General features: G+C 54.8%; 15 protein-coding genes. 7 read left to right on the top strand and 8 right to left on the bottom strand.

Annotation, left to right across the window (positions count from 1 at the left end; translation table 11 throughout):
* Nucleotides 1-3 precede the first annotated feature (3 nt).
* Genes HMPREF3016_RS02535 through pknB form a run of 5 tightly spaced genes read left to right on the top strand, consistent with a single transcriptional unit; the run spans nt 4 to nt 8,377 of the window.
* Nucleotides 4-1,590 carry a PP2C family protein-serine/threonine phosphatase gene (locus HMPREF3016_RS02535; protein ID WP_004006320.1) on the top strand — a complete coding sequence of 529 codons (1,587 nt, stop codon included), beginning with the start codon at nt 4-6 and terminating at the stop codon, nt 1,588-1,590.
* Complete coding sequence (locus HMPREF3016_RS02530; RefSeq protein WP_179291544.1) at nt 1,574-3,046, top strand: FtsW/RodA/SpoVE family cell cycle protein; 1,473 nt, start codon at nt 1,574-1,576, stop codon at nt 3,044-3,046. The genes HMPREF3016_RS02535 and HMPREF3016_RS02530 overlap by 17 nt, the downstream gene beginning before the upstream one ends.
* The gene (locus HMPREF3016_RS02525) at nt 3,039-4,478 is read left to right on the top strand and encodes a peptidoglycan D,D-transpeptidase FtsI family protein (protein WP_004006318.1); all 1,440 of its coding nucleotides are present in this window, start codon (nt 3,039-3,041) and stop codon (nt 4,476-4,478) included. The genes HMPREF3016_RS02530 and HMPREF3016_RS02525 overlap by 8 nt, the downstream gene beginning before the upstream one ends.
* Nucleotides 4,475-6,199, top strand: coding sequence for a protein kinase domain-containing protein (locus HMPREF3016_RS02520; RefSeq protein WP_004006317.1), 1,725 nt, complete (start codon nt 4,475-4,477; stop codon nt 6,197-6,199). Before HMPREF3016_RS02525 ends, HMPREF3016_RS02520 begins: the two co-directional genes overlap by 4 nt.
* Before the next feature lie 48 nt (nt 6,200-6,247).
* On the top strand, nt 6,248-8,377 hold the full coding sequence (pknB, locus tag HMPREF3016_RS02515) for a Stk1 family PASTA domain-containing Ser/Thr kinase (protein ID WP_070739918.1): 2,130 nt from the start codon (nt 6,248-6,250) through the stop codon (nt 8,375-8,377).
* A 160-nt stretch (nt 8,378-8,537) separates the two neighbouring features.
* Here the strand turns inward: pknB and HMPREF3016_RS02510 are convergent, their stop codons facing one another.
* From HMPREF3016_RS02510 to HMPREF3016_RS02505, 3 genes are read right to left on the bottom strand one after another with little or no spacing between them, the layout of a single operon-like run.
* Nucleotides 8,538-9,170, bottom strand: a complete 633-nt coding sequence (locus HMPREF3016_RS02510) for an aminodeoxychorismate/anthranilate synthase component II (RefSeq protein WP_048751101.1) — start codon at nt 9,168-9,170, stop codon at nt 8,538-8,540.
* Nucleotides 9,171-9,193: 23 nt separating this feature from the next.
* Nucleotides 9,194-9,355, bottom strand: coding sequence for a hypothetical protein (locus tag HMPREF3016_RS11035; RefSeq protein ID WP_004006314.1), 162 nt, complete (start codon nt 9,353-9,355; stop codon nt 9,194-9,196).
* 16 nt (nt 9,356-9,371) lie between these two features.
* Complete coding sequence (locus HMPREF3016_RS02505; RefSeq protein WP_048780287.1) at nt 9,372-10,124, bottom strand: class E sortase; 753 nt, start codon at nt 10,122-10,124, stop codon at nt 9,372-9,374.
* Nucleotides 10,125-10,281: 157 nt separating this feature from the next.
* Here HMPREF3016_RS02505 and HMPREF3016_RS02500 point away from each other — a divergent pair, with 157 nt between their 5' ends.
* Both HMPREF3016_RS02500 and HMPREF3016_RS02495 read left to right on the top strand, forming a co-directional pair.
* Entirely contained in the window at nt 10,282-10,623 is a 342-nt protein-coding gene (locus HMPREF3016_RS02500) for a cell division protein CrgA (protein ID WP_070619749.1), read from the top strand.
* Nucleotides 10,624-10,632: 9 nt separating this feature from the next.
* Complete coding sequence (locus HMPREF3016_RS02495) at nt 10,633-10,842, top strand: hypothetical protein (RefSeq protein ID WP_048751099.1); 210 nt, start codon at nt 10,633-10,635, stop codon at nt 10,840-10,842.
* 61 nt (nt 10,843-10,903) lie between these two features.
* On the opposite strand, the gene HMPREF3016_RS11030 is transcribed toward HMPREF3016_RS02495, so the two are convergent.
* The 5 genes from HMPREF3016_RS11030 to HMPREF3016_RS02475 form a co-directional block, all read right to left on the bottom strand.
* Nucleotides 10,904-11,059: a hypothetical protein gene (locus tag HMPREF3016_RS11030; protein WP_168165978.1), complete on the bottom strand. Its 156-nt coding sequence runs from the start codon at nt 11,057-11,059 to the stop codon at nt 10,904-10,906.
* A 430-nt stretch (nt 11,060-11,489) separates the two neighbouring features.
* On the bottom strand, nt 11,490-12,407 hold the full coding sequence (locus HMPREF3016_RS02490; RefSeq protein WP_070739916.1) for a LysR family transcriptional regulator ArgP: 918 nt from the start codon (nt 12,405-12,407) through the stop codon (nt 11,490-11,492).
* 326 nt (nt 12,408-12,733) lie between these two features.
* Nucleotides 12,734-13,249, bottom strand: a complete 516-nt coding sequence (locus HMPREF3016_RS11230; RefSeq protein WP_246828427.1) for a hypothetical protein — start codon at nt 13,247-13,249, stop codon at nt 12,734-12,736.
* A 277-nt stretch (nt 13,250-13,526) separates the two neighbouring features.
* Nucleotides 13,527-14,087, bottom strand: a complete 561-nt coding sequence (locus HMPREF3016_RS02480) for a hypothetical protein (RefSeq protein ID WP_070739912.1) — start codon at nt 14,085-14,087, stop codon at nt 13,527-13,529.
* Nucleotides 14,088-14,273: 186 nt separating this feature from the next.
* Nucleotides 14,274-14,711: a putative immunity protein gene (locus tag HMPREF3016_RS02475; protein ID WP_070739911.1), complete on the bottom strand. Its 438-nt coding sequence runs from the start codon at nt 14,709-14,711 to the stop codon at nt 14,274-14,276.
* Nucleotides 14,712-14,975 lie beyond the last annotated feature (264 nt).

Genomic DNA, 14,975 nt, shown 5'->3' with positions numbered 1-14,975 from the left:
TCGTTGAAGATAGCCTTTCGCTTTGAAGCCCGTTCCGATACGGGCGTGAAACGCAGCAAGAATGACGACTCCGGGTACGGTGGGCGTTATCTTGCTGTTGTTGCTGACGGCATGGGCGGGCACGTCGGTGGTGACGTCGCATCCGCTACCGCCGTTTTGAACCTGACCCCTTTGGACCACCCCGACTTTGACGGTACCGGCGGCATATACCTCGCCGACGAAATCCAAAGTGCCAACGCCATTATCAATGATCTGGCAACCAGTGATCAGCGCCTTGCGGGTATGGGTACCACCTGTACCGCTCTGCTGGTGGACGGCGAAAAGATCGAGATGGCCCATATTGGCGACTCGCGAGCCTATCGTTTACGTGCCGATGAAGACGGCGGTTTCGAGCAGATTTCCACCGATCACACCTTCGTGCAGCGTCTTCTCAACGAGGGCCGCATCACTCCCGAAGAGGCAGAGAATCACCCGCACCGCAACGTGATTATGCGCGTGCTTGGCGACGTCGATGCCTCTCCCGAGCTTGAACTGCAGACTTTAGAAGCCATTCCCGGTGAGCGCTGGGTGCTTGCTTCCGATGGTTTAGAGGCGGTGGTCTCTGATGAAGAGATCGAAGCCGTCATGCGTTCCACCGATGATCTGGGTGAGATCGCGGACGTTCTTATCCAGATGACTCTCGACGGCGGCGCACCCGATAACGTGACGGTCGTGGTTGTACAGGTTATCGATCGTGAGGAGCTTCCCGCCGACGAACCTGTAGGTCCTTCTGCCCTGCCAGAGACCGGCGAGATCGATACCTCACTGACAACCTCTGAGCTTGAGGAAATCACCGAGGAAGTAAACGCCGAAGAGGGTCTGTCCGATCACGACCGCGCGCTCAAGAAGTTCCGCCGCGCCCGTGACCTCACAGATTCCTTCCCCCACGACGGCGACGCAAGCGATCAGGATGCGGTGTACTTTGCCCGCACAAATGCCGCGATTTTGCGCCACGAGCTTGGCTCTCGCCCACATCAGCTGGTGGGCAGCGCATCCGTAGCAACAGAGACCGGGCGTATTCCGGCGGTGACGAGCCGCACCCTGGAGCATCGAGCCTCGTTGGCGCAGCGCGTACCGATGAGCACCGAGGAACCCGCAAAGCTGCCGGACGAGCTTGAAGAGCTTCTGGCGGACCCAATTCGACGCCGTCGGCGCCCGATTCTGCTGGTGAGTGCAGCCGTAATCCTTGTGCTGGCGCTCATTGCGGGTTGGAGCGGGCTGAAATGGGTTGAGGGCCGCTACTACGTTGGCGAAAATAACGGTAAGGTCGCCGTCTATAACGGAGTTCCGCAGTCGTTGGGGCCAATCCATCTCTCCCATGTGGTCGAGGAAAGCGAAGTGGAAACTTCACAGCTGCCCGAACATACCCGCACGCTTTTGAAGAATACGATTCACGCGGATAATCTTGACGATGCACGGGTTATCGTAAACCGTATGCAGGCTCAGGTGAATCTGCAGGATGACCGGAATACACAGCCTTCCGGTGCGGCTTCGTCCGGCGCGCAGACAGGTCAAAAAACTTCAGCAACGGAAGGTGGTAATCGTGGCTAGGCTATTGCGTGATGCACACATACCCCGTTCGCGTCGCCTGATTGAGCTTGTTCTGCTCGTGGTTGCGGTCGGCATCGGCTCATTTTCCATGTACCTGATTGACCCCGAAACGGCGTGGGATATGGGGAAGAACCCGTGGATTCAAGGTACCGTGGTGCTGGGCGTGTGCGCGCTCATCGCGCATCTGGTGCTTCAGTTCCGGGCGCGTTACGCCGATCCGTTTATTCTGCCGCTTGTTGTGGCGCTCAACGGAATCGGGCTGGCGATGATTTTCCGCATCGACAAGGATCCCGCCATGCAGAAGGCCCCAGTGGGCGAGTCCCAGCTGTTCTGGACGGGCTTCTCAATGATCCTCTGCTCCGTTGTGCTGTACTTCCTGCGGGATCACCGAGTGCTGCGTAAGATTACCTATATTTCGCTGGTGCTCTCCTTCATCCTGCTTATCATGCCGCTTATCCCCGGCCTTGGTACCGAAATCAACGGCGCACGGATTTGGATCAGGCTCGGCGGGCGTACCTTCCAGCCCGGCGAAATTGCAAAGATTACCCTGGCAATCTTCTTTGCGGGCTACCTGTCCACACACCGCGATTTGATTCTCACCGCGGGTAAGCGTCTGGGGCCCATCAATCTGCCGCGTCTGCGCGATTTGACCCCAATTTTCTTGGCCTGGATGGTCAGCATCGGCGTGTTGGTTTTCCAGAAGGATCTGGGTTCTGCAATCCTGTTCTTCGGGCTGTTCATGGCGATGCTGTACCTCTCGACCGGCAAGATTTCCTGGCTTGTAGTCGGCGGTGTCGGCGTGGTGGTTGGCGGATACTTCGCCTACAACTCCATTTCTCACGTGCACGCCCGTATCTATGGCTGGATGCACGCCTTTGATCCCGAGGTCTATATGTCCTCCAGCGGTGGTTCCGGTCAGATCCTTCAGGGTATTTTCGGTCTGTCCTACGGCGGTCTCTTTGGCCGTGGATGGGGTCAGGGCCTTACCTCTTTGGTGCCGTTCGCTAACTCGGACATGATTATTACTTCTCTCGGTGAGGAACTCGGTCTGATCGGCCTGGGCGCTATTTTGATGATGTTCCTCATCCTCATCTCGCGTGGCTACCGCGCGGCGTTGGGCACTCGTGACGGTTTCGGCAAGCTCTTGGCGGCGGGCCTTTCCACGGTTATGGTGCTTCAGCTCTTCGTGGTGGTTGGCGGTGTAACCCGGTTAATTCCGCTGACCGGTTTGACCACACCGTTTATGTCTGCCGGTGGTTCATCCCTGGTGGCTAACTGGATTATCGTGGCGTTGTGGCTTTCGATTTCGCATACCGCGCGAGCGCCTCACGTCGTGGTCGGGTTCGACGTTCCCGAAAGTATCGACCACGAAGACTACAGCTATGAATCTGAGGGCGCAACCAGCGTTCTCGCCCGTATTTCAACTCAACAAGCAGGAGGTGACCGCAATGGATAGGGCAATTCGCCGCATGTGGATGGCCGCAGGTTGCGTTTTTATCCTGCTCATGGGTACGTTGAGCTATATCCAATTCTTCGACACCGAATCTCTCAAAGATAACCCGTGGAACTCGCGTTCTCTGTACGATAACTATGGTGCCAACCGTGGCTCTATCGTGGTCGATGGAACCGAAATCGCCTCGTCGGTGAAATCGGATGATGAGTATAACTATCAACGCGTGTACTCTGAGCCGGAAAAGTATGCGGCGCTGACTGGTTATTTCTCGTCAGTGTACGGTTCTACCGGTGTCGAGTCCGCTATGGACAAGGAGCTTTCGGGTACTTCCGACAGCCAGTTCTACGATCGTGTTGCTCAGCTCTTCTCGGGTTCTTCGGCACGCGGTGCGAGCGTCGAGCTCACCGTGGATTCTAAGCTTCAGGAGCTTGCTAACAACCTGCTTCAGGGCCGTAAGGGTTCTATTGTGGCGATTAACCCCAAGACTGGCGAAATCTTGGCGATGGCCTCGTCTCCCTCATATGACCCGAATACGCTCGCATCCCACGATGGGTCCACGGTAGTCAGCAACTATGAGGAACTGAACTCGAATCCGAATAACCCGCTTTACAACCGTGCTATTGCGGGTAACACCTATTCACCCGGCTCAACCTTCAAAATTATTGATGCCGTCGCGGCTCTGGAGTCCGGCAAATATGATGCGAACTCCACGATCGATAACCCCGCACAGCTTCCCCTTCCGGGAACCAATGTGTCGCTTCCGAACTATGCGGGTGGTCAGTGTGGAGGACGCACCAAGGCTACGATTGAATGGGCTATGGCGCAGTCCTGCAACACTCCTTTTGCGCAGATCGCAATGGATTTGGGTGAAGATAGGATCTCTAGGACTGCCGAAAACTTTGGTTATGGTCAGGATTTGAAGATTCCGCTGGCGGTGGCTAAGTCGAGCTTCCCGAAGGGTATGTCGCAGAGCCAGCTGGCGCAGGCATCCGTGGGTCAGTACGATGTACGCACCACCCCGCTGCAGGTGGCGATGACTTCTGCTGCGATCGCTAACGGCGGTGTGCAGATGAAGCCCAACATGATTCGTTCTGTCAAAACCAGTAACTTGAGCGTGCTCTACGAGTTCTCACCCGAGAAGTTGCGCACCTCAACTTCTACTAAAGTCGCCGATCAGGTGAAACAATGGATGGTGAACTCTGTGGATAACGGTATTGCCCGTAACGCAGGCGTGCCCGGGTATAAGGTTGCTGGTAAGACCGGTACCGCAGAAACTACGGGTGGTTTGAATAACTCTTGGTTTACCGGGTTTGCACCCGCCGATGATCCTCAGATCGCCATTGCGGTGGTCTATGAGGATATGGATGCAACAACCGGTTCCCAGCTTTCGACAAATGCAGGTAAACAACTTTTTGAGGCGGTGTTGAACAAGTGAGGCCTTCGGCTGATATCACCTTGGGCGGGCGCTACACCCTAACCGAACGTATCGCTATCGGCGGTATGGGTGAGGTCTGGAAAGCTCGCGACAAGGTTCTCGGACGCACCGTCGCCGTTAAAATCCTGAAAGAGGAGTATACGGGTGACCCCGGGTTCTTGGAGCGTTTCCGTGCGGAGGCACGCCATACCGCGCTTCTGAACCACCCCGGCGTTGCCAATATGTTCGATTACGGTGAAGAGGATAACTCTGCATACCTGGTGATGGAGTTGGTTCCGGGCGAGCCGCTGTCGAGCATCATCGAGCGCGACGGCACGCTGCCGCCGGATCGCATCCTGAACTTTATTGCGCAGACGGCTCGCGCGTTGGCTGCTGCGCACGCTCAGGGCCTCGTGCACCGCGATGTGAAGCCCGGTAACCTGATGATCACCCCGGATGACCGGGTGAAGGTTACCGACTTCGGTATTGCTAGGCTTGCGAACCAGGTTCCGCTGACCGCTACCGGGCAGGTGATGGGTACAGCCCAGTATTTGGCGCCCGAACAGGCAACCGGTCAACCTGCAACCCCGTCCTCCGATATGTATTCGCTGGGTATTATCGGGTACGAATGCCTGGTTGGTCACCGACCGTTCACGGGTGAATCACAGATCGCGATTGCTCTAGCCCAGGTGAACGATCCGCCACCGCCGCTGCCGGAGAGCATCCCGGCGCCCGCCCGCGCCTTGATTATGTGCCTGCTTGCTAAGGATCCTGCGGAGCGTCCTAAGGATGCTACCGCGCTGGCATCCGCTATTGATGCTATTCGCCGTCGTGATATTCCTGCGGCGATTAAGGCCGTACCCACGCTGGAGGCGTTCTTGCCGGAGAATCTGGATACTGCCCAGACCTCCCTGATCGCCGAGCCTATTTCGGCATCCGCCGCTCCGAAGTTCGGATCTGGGTCGCACTTCACGCCCGGTCCTTCGACCGCTCCGATTCCTGAGCCCGGGTCAAAGGCTGCGGCCGCACGTACGGCACAACAGGGTCCGAAGAAACGCAACTGGGTATGGATCGTCGCTATTGTGGCGGCACTTGTGCTTATTCTCGGTATCCTCTGGGCTGTCTGGGCGGCCAACAGCCGTGCAACCCCTGATACGAATACCACCAGCTCGGCAACACCCAGCTCTGCGGAAGGTACCGTCACGGTAGCCACCCCGAGCGAGGAGTCCTCGGCTGCAAGCAGTACTCAGAAGCAGAAAATTAACCTGCAGGCACGCAGCTACGAGGGTCGCCCCCTTCAGGATGTCGTCAATGACCTGAAGAACCTGGGTCTTTCGCCCAGGACTGAAAGTGTTGAGTCTGAAGAGCCAGCCAACACCGTTCTGTCGATTTCACCGGCTGGTTCGGTAGACGAAGGCAGCACCATTACCGTGCGTTATTCAAGCGGTTCCAGGGGCGCGACCCTACCTAATGTTGATGGGAAGAACTACGAAGAGGCTTCTCGGACGATTACCTCGCTTGGTGTTGACGTGAACCTTCACTTCGAGCATTCGGACACTGCACAGCCCGGTACGGTGCTGCGCACCAGCCCTTCTTCTGGCACTAAAGTGTCAGTTCCTAGTAAGGTAGAGATGTATGTAGCTAATGAGTCTTCAGGTACGAGGACGGATTCTGACTCGTCGCCATCCGCAGCTACGCCTTCAGGCGCGTCGACTTCTTCTAGTCCTCGTACTGGGCGTTAGTGTCTGAGTCCACTCACATCAAAAACTATTTTTACCCCAGGAGAACGTATGGACCTGTTGGTTCCTGAAACGGTAGATGGCCGTTATAAGGTACTCGATGTTATCGGTACCGGTGCGATGGCTACCGTATACGCGGCGGAGGATACTCGTCTCGGTCGTAAGGTCGCGATGAAGATCCTGCGCCCGGAGCAGGCCCAAGACAAAACCTTCCGTTCACGGTTTAAACGTGAGGCGGAGGCTGTCGCATCCCTGAACAACCCCGGTATCGTTGCGGTGTACGACACGGGCGCTTATTCCCCGTCAGATCCCAACAGCGGATACGGTGTTGATGATGCCGTCGACGATGACGAGGCTAAGATCCCGTACATCGTTATGGAATACGTTGATGGCAGGACGCTGCGCAGCGTCCTGTCGTCGGGCGGGTACATTCCCGTGCGTGATGCGGTGGGGTACGCAGAGCAGCTTTTGAGCGCTCTAAAATACAGTCATTCGATGGGTATTATCCACCGCGATATTAAGCCCGCGAATATTATGGTGCTTCCCCGAACCGAGGAAGACGCCGCGAAGGGGCAGCCGGGTCAGATTAAGGTGATGGACTTCGGCATCGCCCGAGCTATTGAAGAGGCTGGCGAGGCTCTGACAAAGGCCAACGTGGTGATGGGTAGCGCACGCTACATGTCTCCCGAGCAGGTCAGTGGTAAAGAAGTTGATGCGAGAAGCGACCTTTATTCGGCAGCATGCGTACTGTATGAAATGGTTGCTGGACGTTCCCCCTTCGATGCGGAAACTAACGTCGATTTGGCGGCGAAGCATCTTACCGAGACTCCCGCCGCACCGAGTACCTTTAGTCCGCTGAGCGTACCCCCTGAGCTTGATGAAGTTATTCTTCGAGGTCTTGCCAAGAACCCGGATGATCGTTACCAGACCGCCGATGAGTTTTCGCAGGCGATCCGTCAGGGAGCGGGTCTGCAGGTTGGCGGCGGTATGCCGCAACAGGTTCCCGATGACTCCATGACCACCGCTTTTGCGCCTCTTGAGGCTCCCGCGGCAGGTGCGGCAGGCACCGGTACGGGTGAGGTTGATTTCGATGCCTACACCACGACCATGCCGCAGGTTTCGACTCCTGTAGAAGATGCGAACCTCAACGGTTTCTTTGATGACGATGAGTACGGCGGAGAAGAATTTGTTGAAGAGGAAGAGTTCCTTCCCGCCGAGCAACCCCGTAAGCGAACCTGGGTTCGTTTCCTCGTTGGTCTTGCTATTGCAGCATCGCTTCTGCTGGGTATCGGCTCGTTCCTGTACTACCAGAGCAAGCTCAATGAAGTTCCGCAGGTCGCTATTCCTACCGTGATGAACCAGTCGAAGGACGATGCCGAGAACCAGCTGCGCAATGCTGGCTTTGCCGTGGAGAGCCGCGGGGCATACTCCGAGAACGTGAAGAAGGGCGATGTTATTAGTGTCAGCCCCGGCGAGGGTACGAAGGCGGCTAAGGGTTCTACCGTATCGCTAACTTACTCGAATGGTCCCGAGCGTGTAACCCTGCCCGATAACCTGCAGGGTCAGAGCGAAGCCTATGTGCGCAACGCTCTGAAGGAGCTCGGCCTTAAGGATGGTCGCGTCAGCACCGTTGAGAGCGCATCCGTTCCCGCCGGTATGGTAGTTTCTCTGGAGCCTGAGAAGGCTGAAACCGATGCCAACGGTAAGACCACGATCGAGGCTGGCAGCAACGTGAACCTGGTGCTGTCCTCCGGTAAGGTCAAGGTTCCTTCGCTCGTGGGTCTGACAAAGGATCAGGCTATTGAAGCTCTGACTGCGTCCGATGTTCTGCTCAACACCAATATTGAGACCGTTCAGACAAGCTCTGCGGCACCGAATACGGTGATTTCTCAGAGCTCCGCTGCGGGTACTCTGGTGGCCCAGAACAGCACTGTTACTATTCGTGTGGCGGCTGCCCCGGCGGCGACCGCATCTGCCTCACCGCGTGCGACTACCCCGTCGACGAATAATAACAACAACACTCAGCGCCAGCAGGGCAATCAGCAGCAGAATCAACAGCAGCAAGGCCAACAGGGCCAGCAGGGCAACGCTCCTGTACCTTCTGCAACGCCAAGTGCCGCTGCTCCTTCATCCAAGGCCGTACAAAACGGCAAGGAAAATGAGGAGAAAGAAGAAAGGTAAGGCTGGTTTGCTCAGGTAAATCCTGGTCATATATGTGGGGCGTGCTTTAGATTTTGAATCTAAAGCACGCCCCACATATATTTCTTCGGCTGTACCGCACACATAGAGAAGGCGCCTGACAGACCTACTTGGGTCTGTCAGGCGCCTTTACCGCTGCCCGCTAGGCAATTAGTGGGGACAACGATTTGGCACGCTCAGCGGCCCCCTCAAGCCCCGTTTCTTCCAGCCAATTACCCAGCATCAGATAACCGCTCTCGGTAAGCACGGATTCCGGGTGGAACTGCACGCCATGCATAGGCGCATCCCGGTGCCGCAGCCCCATAATAATGCCGCTCTCAGTCGTCGAGGTGGTTTCCAAGACCTCAGGCATAGTCTCTGGGACAACCGCCAGTGAATGGTAACGAGTCGCAGTGAAGGGGCTCGGTACGCCTTTGAACACCGAGTCGTTCTCGTGGACCAGGGTTGAAGTCTTGCCGTGCATCAGCTCGGGGGCGTGCGTGACGGTACCGCCAAACGCCTCCGCGATAGCTTGATGCCCCAGACACACGCCAAGCAGGGGTTTATGGGTCTGCGCAGCCCAGCGAATGGTATCGATAATGACCCCGGCTTCTGCAGGCGCACCCGGCCCCGGAGAGATCAGCAGGCCGTCGTACTCGGCAGCCATTGTGAGAACGGTATCAAGGTCGTACTCGTCATTGCGGATTACGGTTGTTTCGGCTCCGAGCTGCTGCAGATATCCGACGAGGGTGAACACGAAACTATCGTAATTATCGATAACCAGGATGCGGGTCATGGCTTCTCCTTTGGCAAGCGCCGCTAATGGTTGATGGTAACGTCAAAGTTGAACGGACCGTACTCGGCAAAATTCGGAAACACGAATTCCATGAGGGCGTATACGATCACGGCGATAAGCAGAATAGCAATGATAATGCGAACCCATAGAGGTCCGGGAAGATGACGAAAAATCCAACCGTACATGTTATATCCTCTCGGGTTAGGCGGGGTTCTGGGCTGCTTGGGCAATTTCCGCAGGCGCGCCAGCAGAGTTAGGCTGCCAGGATTCAAAACGGGCATGCACAATATAACGTTCTGTGTCACCGTAACGCGGGTGGCAGGTCGTGAGCGTCATAATGCGCTCCGTGGGCTCTTGTCCGGGCTTGCTCGGAACCGGCTCGATCACCTCAATATTGTCAGGCTGCACAATCACATGCTCGTACACGGTGTAGGTGTAGTAGCCGTCTTTGGTGCGCACATAAATGTGATCGCCCACCTGCAGCTGGTCGATATAGTCGAGCACTGCCCCGCGTGTCTGCCGGTGCCCTGCAAGCGCGAAGTTGCCCACGCCACCCGGCATGGCGGTTCCGTCGTAGTGTCCCAAACCGAGGGTATCGATCACGTCTGCGCTGGTACCCTGCGCGGTGGGGCGCTGGTAGTCTGCACCAAACCGGGGAATGTAGACAACCCCGAATCCTTTTCCGTGTTCGGGTTCGGCTTCAGGCTCCGGTGGATTTTGGGGATCCCACTGTTCGACTGGCGCGGCAGAGCTGAACTCGTGCGTCAGGGAATCGACGGCTTGGGACTGTGAACGGTTTGCGTCTATATTGGTCCACCAGAGCTGCCACACGACAAAGAGCAGCAGCACAAGACCAACGGTGATCAGAAGCTCACCCGTGATTTGGATGGTCCACCGCAGAATAGATTTATGAGGCTGAACTGCCTGATGCGCTTTCGCGGATGCATGCGCCATAGTTTTGGGTGTCCTCCATAGCGGGATGTTACCGTCCCAGTCATTACACTTTCTTTAATGACAACGCCGGTGAAAGGTGAAATCATCCCGCGAGTCTGCAAAGATAGTTTTTAACGTACTACATAAGGTTACCCATACATCTGAGGCGGAGGAAAATATGTCCCCTAAGTCGGCTGCGAAAAAGTCGAAAAAGACTGCCAATACTAAGTCAAAGAAGTCACAAGACAAGAAATCGGCTAAGGCCGTTGAAGAAGATGCGAGCGAGCTCCGTCTGTTGGAGGTCGCTCGCGAGATGGAAACGAGCGGAACACAGAGAGAGGGTACTCCCCTGTGGTATCGAGTGGTAATGTTTTCGCTCGTTGCGCTGGGTATTCTCTGGATTATTGCGTATTACATTTTTGAGGGTCGACTTCCTGTGCCCGGTATTGGCATGTGGAATGTGACTATTGGCGTGGGTGCCATGATGGTGGGTATGGTCATGATGACTCGGTGGCGTTAGGTTAGGGCTATGTCCGAATCAGATGGGTCTCCTTCGCCTCAAGAATCTCAGGATGCCCCGCATGGCTCTACCTCCGATCCCATGCGGAGTACCGAGGATATTTCAAAACGTGCGGATATTCGTGCCGCCCGCGTGGAGACAAGGCTGCGCCGCTGGGCGTTGATCGGGTTTATCGTCGCTGCGGCGTTATTCTGGCTGGCGACTCTTTTCTTCCGCTAGATCACGTATAAGCGAGGCGGTGCCGTATCCCTGGGATGCGCCCGCCGCGTTCTTCTTGCTTTTAATCGTGCTGAGGCTCTGCGACTGGTTCTTCGCGCAGGGGCTGCAGAATCCGCACGAATACGATCATGACGATCAGCTCCACCATCGTCTGGGTCAGCGCTGTGTGCTGCATGGGTCGGTCTGCGGCATGCGCTTTCTTTGAGTTGTTCCACATGCTGTGTCATATACGGGGGTATACACCCGAGAATCCCTGTACAGAGCGCAAAGATGACGTAGAACAGTACCCAGCGAACAAGATTCTAGCGCGCTTCGTAGATACGACGTGCAGTAGAAAACGCTGCCAAGATCTATATATGCAAATATTCCAATATAAGCATATATACTAGTCGATTGAGGTTTTAAAGAGCTGGTAAAAACAATGGTTTGTGTAGCAGCAATGTACTGTCATCAACGTAGCAAATAAAGGCCGCCACATAATCTGCAACAGCGCCAACACCACCAGGAATGTTGCCAAGGCGATCGTGGAAGTAAAGTCATAACCAGTAGAATACCGCCACGAAGTTGAGCGTTATGAGCCACAGGGTGAATCCGTGCGATACAGCAGTGAGTGCGGTGCGTTTGATGTCGTTCACCCCAGCTATCTGTCATGAATCCAAAAGCCCTTTATGGGCCGCATCAGCAACCCGACGGCTAACTTTTTCCAGAACGGGCGAGTTGATATTCCAGTGCTGCCAGTACAGTGGGAACTCCACGGGCTTCTGAGCAAGTTTCACAAGTGTTTGGGCGGCGAAATATTCGCTACACTGTGCCTCCGGCAGCAGACCCCACGCAATACCCTCATAGACCGCCTGCGCATAGTCCGGTGACGAAGGAATATAGAGCGTTGGGCTCTGTTCGAATTCGGCTCTGGACAGTTTTAGGTCTTCCTCAATCAGAGCGCGTGCAGCATCCTGCACAAAGTCTTTACGATCGTATTCCACCACGGGTGCCCGGTTCAGATCATCACGGGTAGTCTTCGCGGGGAACCCCGGAAGGTAACGATCCACATACGCTGGCGATGCCACACACCAGTAACGCGCCACGCCCAGGTAATCTACCGAGCATCCGGGGATTTTTCCGGGCTGTGAGGTTATGGCGGCCATAACTTCCCCAGTACGCAGAAGGGCTGAGGAATGAAATTCGCCTTCACGCCGCAGGTCACAGAAAATTTCGTCCTCCTGAGCGAGCGTGCGTATGGCCTCCAAAAACCACGTTGCTAAAGAATCGGCGTTCAGGGCTATAGAGACTGTCTGGAATCCGCCCTCACCCATGAGTTCTCGTTCCAGCTCAAGCTGCAGAAATTCACTTTGCCGGGCAATACGTAACACGCTCTGTCCAGAAGCCGTCGGAGTCACCGGGTTGGTGCGCTGCAGCAGGACTTTACCGGCCAGCTGTTCCATTGTTTTTACACGCTGTGATATTGCGGAGGGGCTAACCCCAAGAACGTCGGCAGCAGCATCAAAGGTACCGTATTCGATGACCGTGACGAATGTTTTGAGGTGGTCGGTCGTAAAACGTGTCATAAGAACATCTTACGTACGTTGAAATAACTTAGCTAGGTTTACGGGGTTTTCAGACCTTTGCGCCCTGCCTATGTCCTATTTGGCGTACACCATTTTCACCTTGGATACACACCTCTAAGATAAAAGCAGTGGGAATATTCCCCTCCAACGTGTCTACATTGTCACCTAACCACCCGAAGGATATTCGCCATGGTCAAGCCACCATTCATGGAAATTGCATGCCCCGTTTGTTCCAAGCCCATGAAGACTTTAGAATATTATCCTCGCTCGCTCTGTCCCGAATGTTCTGCACGGGTGACTGACCGGTCTGGCCGCCCGGTCGTTTTCTACGATATACAGGCGCTGCCGACTCCCAATAGCTCGGGTATAACGCTTAACGCTACTTGGCGGATTTTACGGATATTACGCCAATACCGGGCTGCAAGAAACCTACTCCAGTTCAACCTGCTACGTTGATGGAATAACCTGCGAGGCAAAGAATGCCCGTTTTGGCGGCATTGTGATCGAGGCGCTGTGAACCTATCTTCACCTCCGGATGAGTCTGTACTCCCGGATTCAGTGGCTTCTTCGAGTCCATTATCCTTCACCGTCTCCTTATCGATAGATGCAACGGGCTCTGTACTATCTTCTTGCGCCGATGCGGACCACAGTTCATAGCCCTCCAGTGTCTCTTCGGCGCCCGTACCTGAAAATGGAGAGTATATATCTCGAATTATCAGGATTTTTCGCAGACGCAGCACCATCGGTTCTAAGAAGTCAAGCGCGTGCCGACCGTCGCTGCTGGTCGTCGCCACAAAGCTCAGCCCAGAGAATACCGCAACGATCATCGTCACCTTAAGCATGACCGCGTTGTAGTTGACTTCAAGGTCTAAAATTTTCAGATGTTCGGGCTTGGTTCCTACTCACAGCTCGATGGTTTGGTCGGTAACCGCCACAGAAGCAAACCATGAGAAGAAACCGAACACCAGCAGCGAAGAAAACAGTTTGAATCAGCTGCCCCAAGATCGGGATTGCCAGCAGGTTCAGCCACTGCCCAATCGACAAAGAGCGATGAACGGTAATATCGTGTTCAGCCTCTTGTACTTACTTTCTGCGGTGCCTCGTTCCGATACGGCATGCCTAGCGCTCATAGCTGTCAAGCATACCCGATACAAGAGACTCTGCTCGAAGTTCAGCCCCAAAGAATCGGGCGCACGCCTTCAAAATAAGTTCTGCGCCATAACGTTGGATCGTATAAACACCCAGCTCGTCGTACTCAGCCGCAAGTTCACGGGGTTTCGCTAAACCAGAGGTGATTTCCATAAGCGAAGATTCTGCGCCGTCTTCGTCGAAAAGTAGGCTAAACCCGCTGTCATCACGTAGAAGCTGATGCAGTTTAGTATCGGGCAGAGGCAAAAAGCCCAACACGTCCTCGGGCTCATAGTAGATTACCTCAGCAAGAGTTGTTACATACCCCTGCGGGTCTTCTTCGGTAAGAACTGTATCCGTAAGCTCCAGATAGCTTTCTTCGTCCCGCAGAAGCTCCCGCGGCCACCACAGATGGATATACTCGGTGCACGCCAGCCATAGTTCCGCTAAAGGCAGCTTAACCTCGGCGGTGAGCGCCACCGTCCGGTATTTTGAGGTGTCGTCTCCCAGATACGGTTCCTGCTGTCGGTCTGAAAAAAGCGGATACTCCATACATTCACTCTAACGCGAGAACAGGTATTCGTCGGTACTTGATACAGTAAACGTTCCAGAAACTCGTTCAGAAGAATGTGCAACGATTGGTATTAGTATTCCCGTGATGAAGCCTCAGGCACGCTATCACAGACCGGTAAAAAGGACTTCTCTGGCTTTCGAAATTCTACGTGTGGTATACGCTGCTTAGCGCGCAAAAACATAGCTGAAGAATCGAGCAGGAATATGTGACCGTTGCCATTCGAGCTCTTCGGTCAAAGGTTCTCCCGAAAGCACTTTGCGAGTATATCGCTCAATATTGCGTGCATGGGCACCCATATGAGCTATGGCAATCGCGTGTCCGCAGGCTCTAGCTACGGCTTGCGCAGACGGGGTCTCACAGTCCCGAGCCGTAGCATGGCAGAACAAGGCGTGTTGACGCATAGTTCCAACAGATAATGCACCGCGGTTAAACTCAGCGACCGCAGCAAGCCCCTGCTGAAGCCGAGGATCAGCAGGATACTGCTTCTCGAAAATAGGCAGTATCCGATACATACAATCTGCCGCCCAGACGATAAGTTCACGCCTCTCATCTATCGATAGCGTCAAATCCTTCGGGTCTGGGGCAGATTGTAAAGTCTCCATGCTCCTAAGATAACAAGAAAGCATACGCACTCTCACAGATTTTCAACACCCTGATGCGCCGATTATATTTCATGAGGTCTTCTTAGCCTTTAGAGCATTCACCAACGCGCGCCATAAGAACACAGCAGAGCCGATAGCTCTTGAGAAGAATGCATAATCAGCGATTAAAACAAAAGAGACCCCATGAGGGGTCTCTTTTATACATATGTAATTAACTAACAAACCCTCAGGCTTGTTGTTTCAAAACTATACAGCGAACGCAAA

This window comes from Rothia sp. HMSC065D02, assembly GCF_001815285.1.
Taxonomy (GTDB): domain Bacteria; phylum Actinomycetota; class Actinomycetes; order Actinomycetales; family Micrococcaceae; genus Rothia; species Rothia dentocariosa.
The sequence above is the reverse complement of the archived record's forward strand: the minus strand, read 5'-3'. Positions and strand labels throughout refer to the sequence as shown.

Excerpts from the sequence above, each read along its gene's own strand:
- HMPREF3016_RS02525 (WP_004006318.1), top strand. The coding sequence starts at position 3,039 with ATGGATAGGGCAATTCGCCGCATGTGGATGGCCGCAGGTTGCGTTTTT.
- pknB (WP_070739918.1), top strand. The coding sequence starts at position 6,248 with ATGGACCTGTTGGTTCCTGAAACGGTAGATGGCCGTTATAAGGTACTC.
- HMPREF3016_RS02510 (WP_048751101.1), bottom strand. The coding sequence starts at position 9,170 with ATGACCCGCATCCTGGTTATCGATAATTACGATAGTTTCGTGTTCACC.
- HMPREF3016_RS11035 (WP_004006314.1), bottom strand. The coding sequence starts at position 9,355 with ATGTACGGTTGGATTTTTCGTCATCTTCCCGGACCTCTATGGGTTCGC.
- HMPREF3016_RS02505 (WP_048780287.1), bottom strand. The coding sequence starts at position 10,124 with ATGGCGCATGCATCCGCGAAAGCGCATCAGGCAGTTCAGCCTCATAAA.
- HMPREF3016_RS02500 (WP_070619749.1), top strand. The coding sequence starts at position 10,282 with ATGTCCCCTAAGTCGGCTGCGAAAAAGTCGAAAAAGACTGCCAATACT.
- HMPREF3016_RS02495 (WP_048751099.1), top strand. The coding sequence starts at position 10,633 with ATGTCCGAATCAGATGGGTCTCCTTCGCCTCAAGAATCTCAGGATGCC.
- HMPREF3016_RS11030 (WP_168165978.1), bottom strand. The coding sequence starts at position 11,059 with ATGTGGAACAACTCAAAGAAAGCGCATGCCGCAGACCGACCCATGCAG.
- HMPREF3016_RS02490 (WP_070739916.1), bottom strand. The coding sequence starts at position 12,407 with ATGACACGTTTTACGACCGACCACCTCAAAACATTCGTCACGGTCATC.
- HMPREF3016_RS11230 (WP_246828427.1), bottom strand. The coding sequence starts at position 13,249 with ATGCTTAAGGTGACGATGATCGTTGCGGTATTCTCTGGGCTGAGCTTT.
- HMPREF3016_RS02480 (WP_070739912.1), bottom strand. The coding sequence starts at position 14,087 with ATGGAGTATCCGCTTTTTTCAGACCGACAGCAGGAACCGTATCTGGGA.
- HMPREF3016_RS02475 (WP_070739911.1), bottom strand. The coding sequence starts at position 14,711 with ATGGAGACTTTACAATCTGCCCCAGACCCGAAGGATTTGACGCTATCG.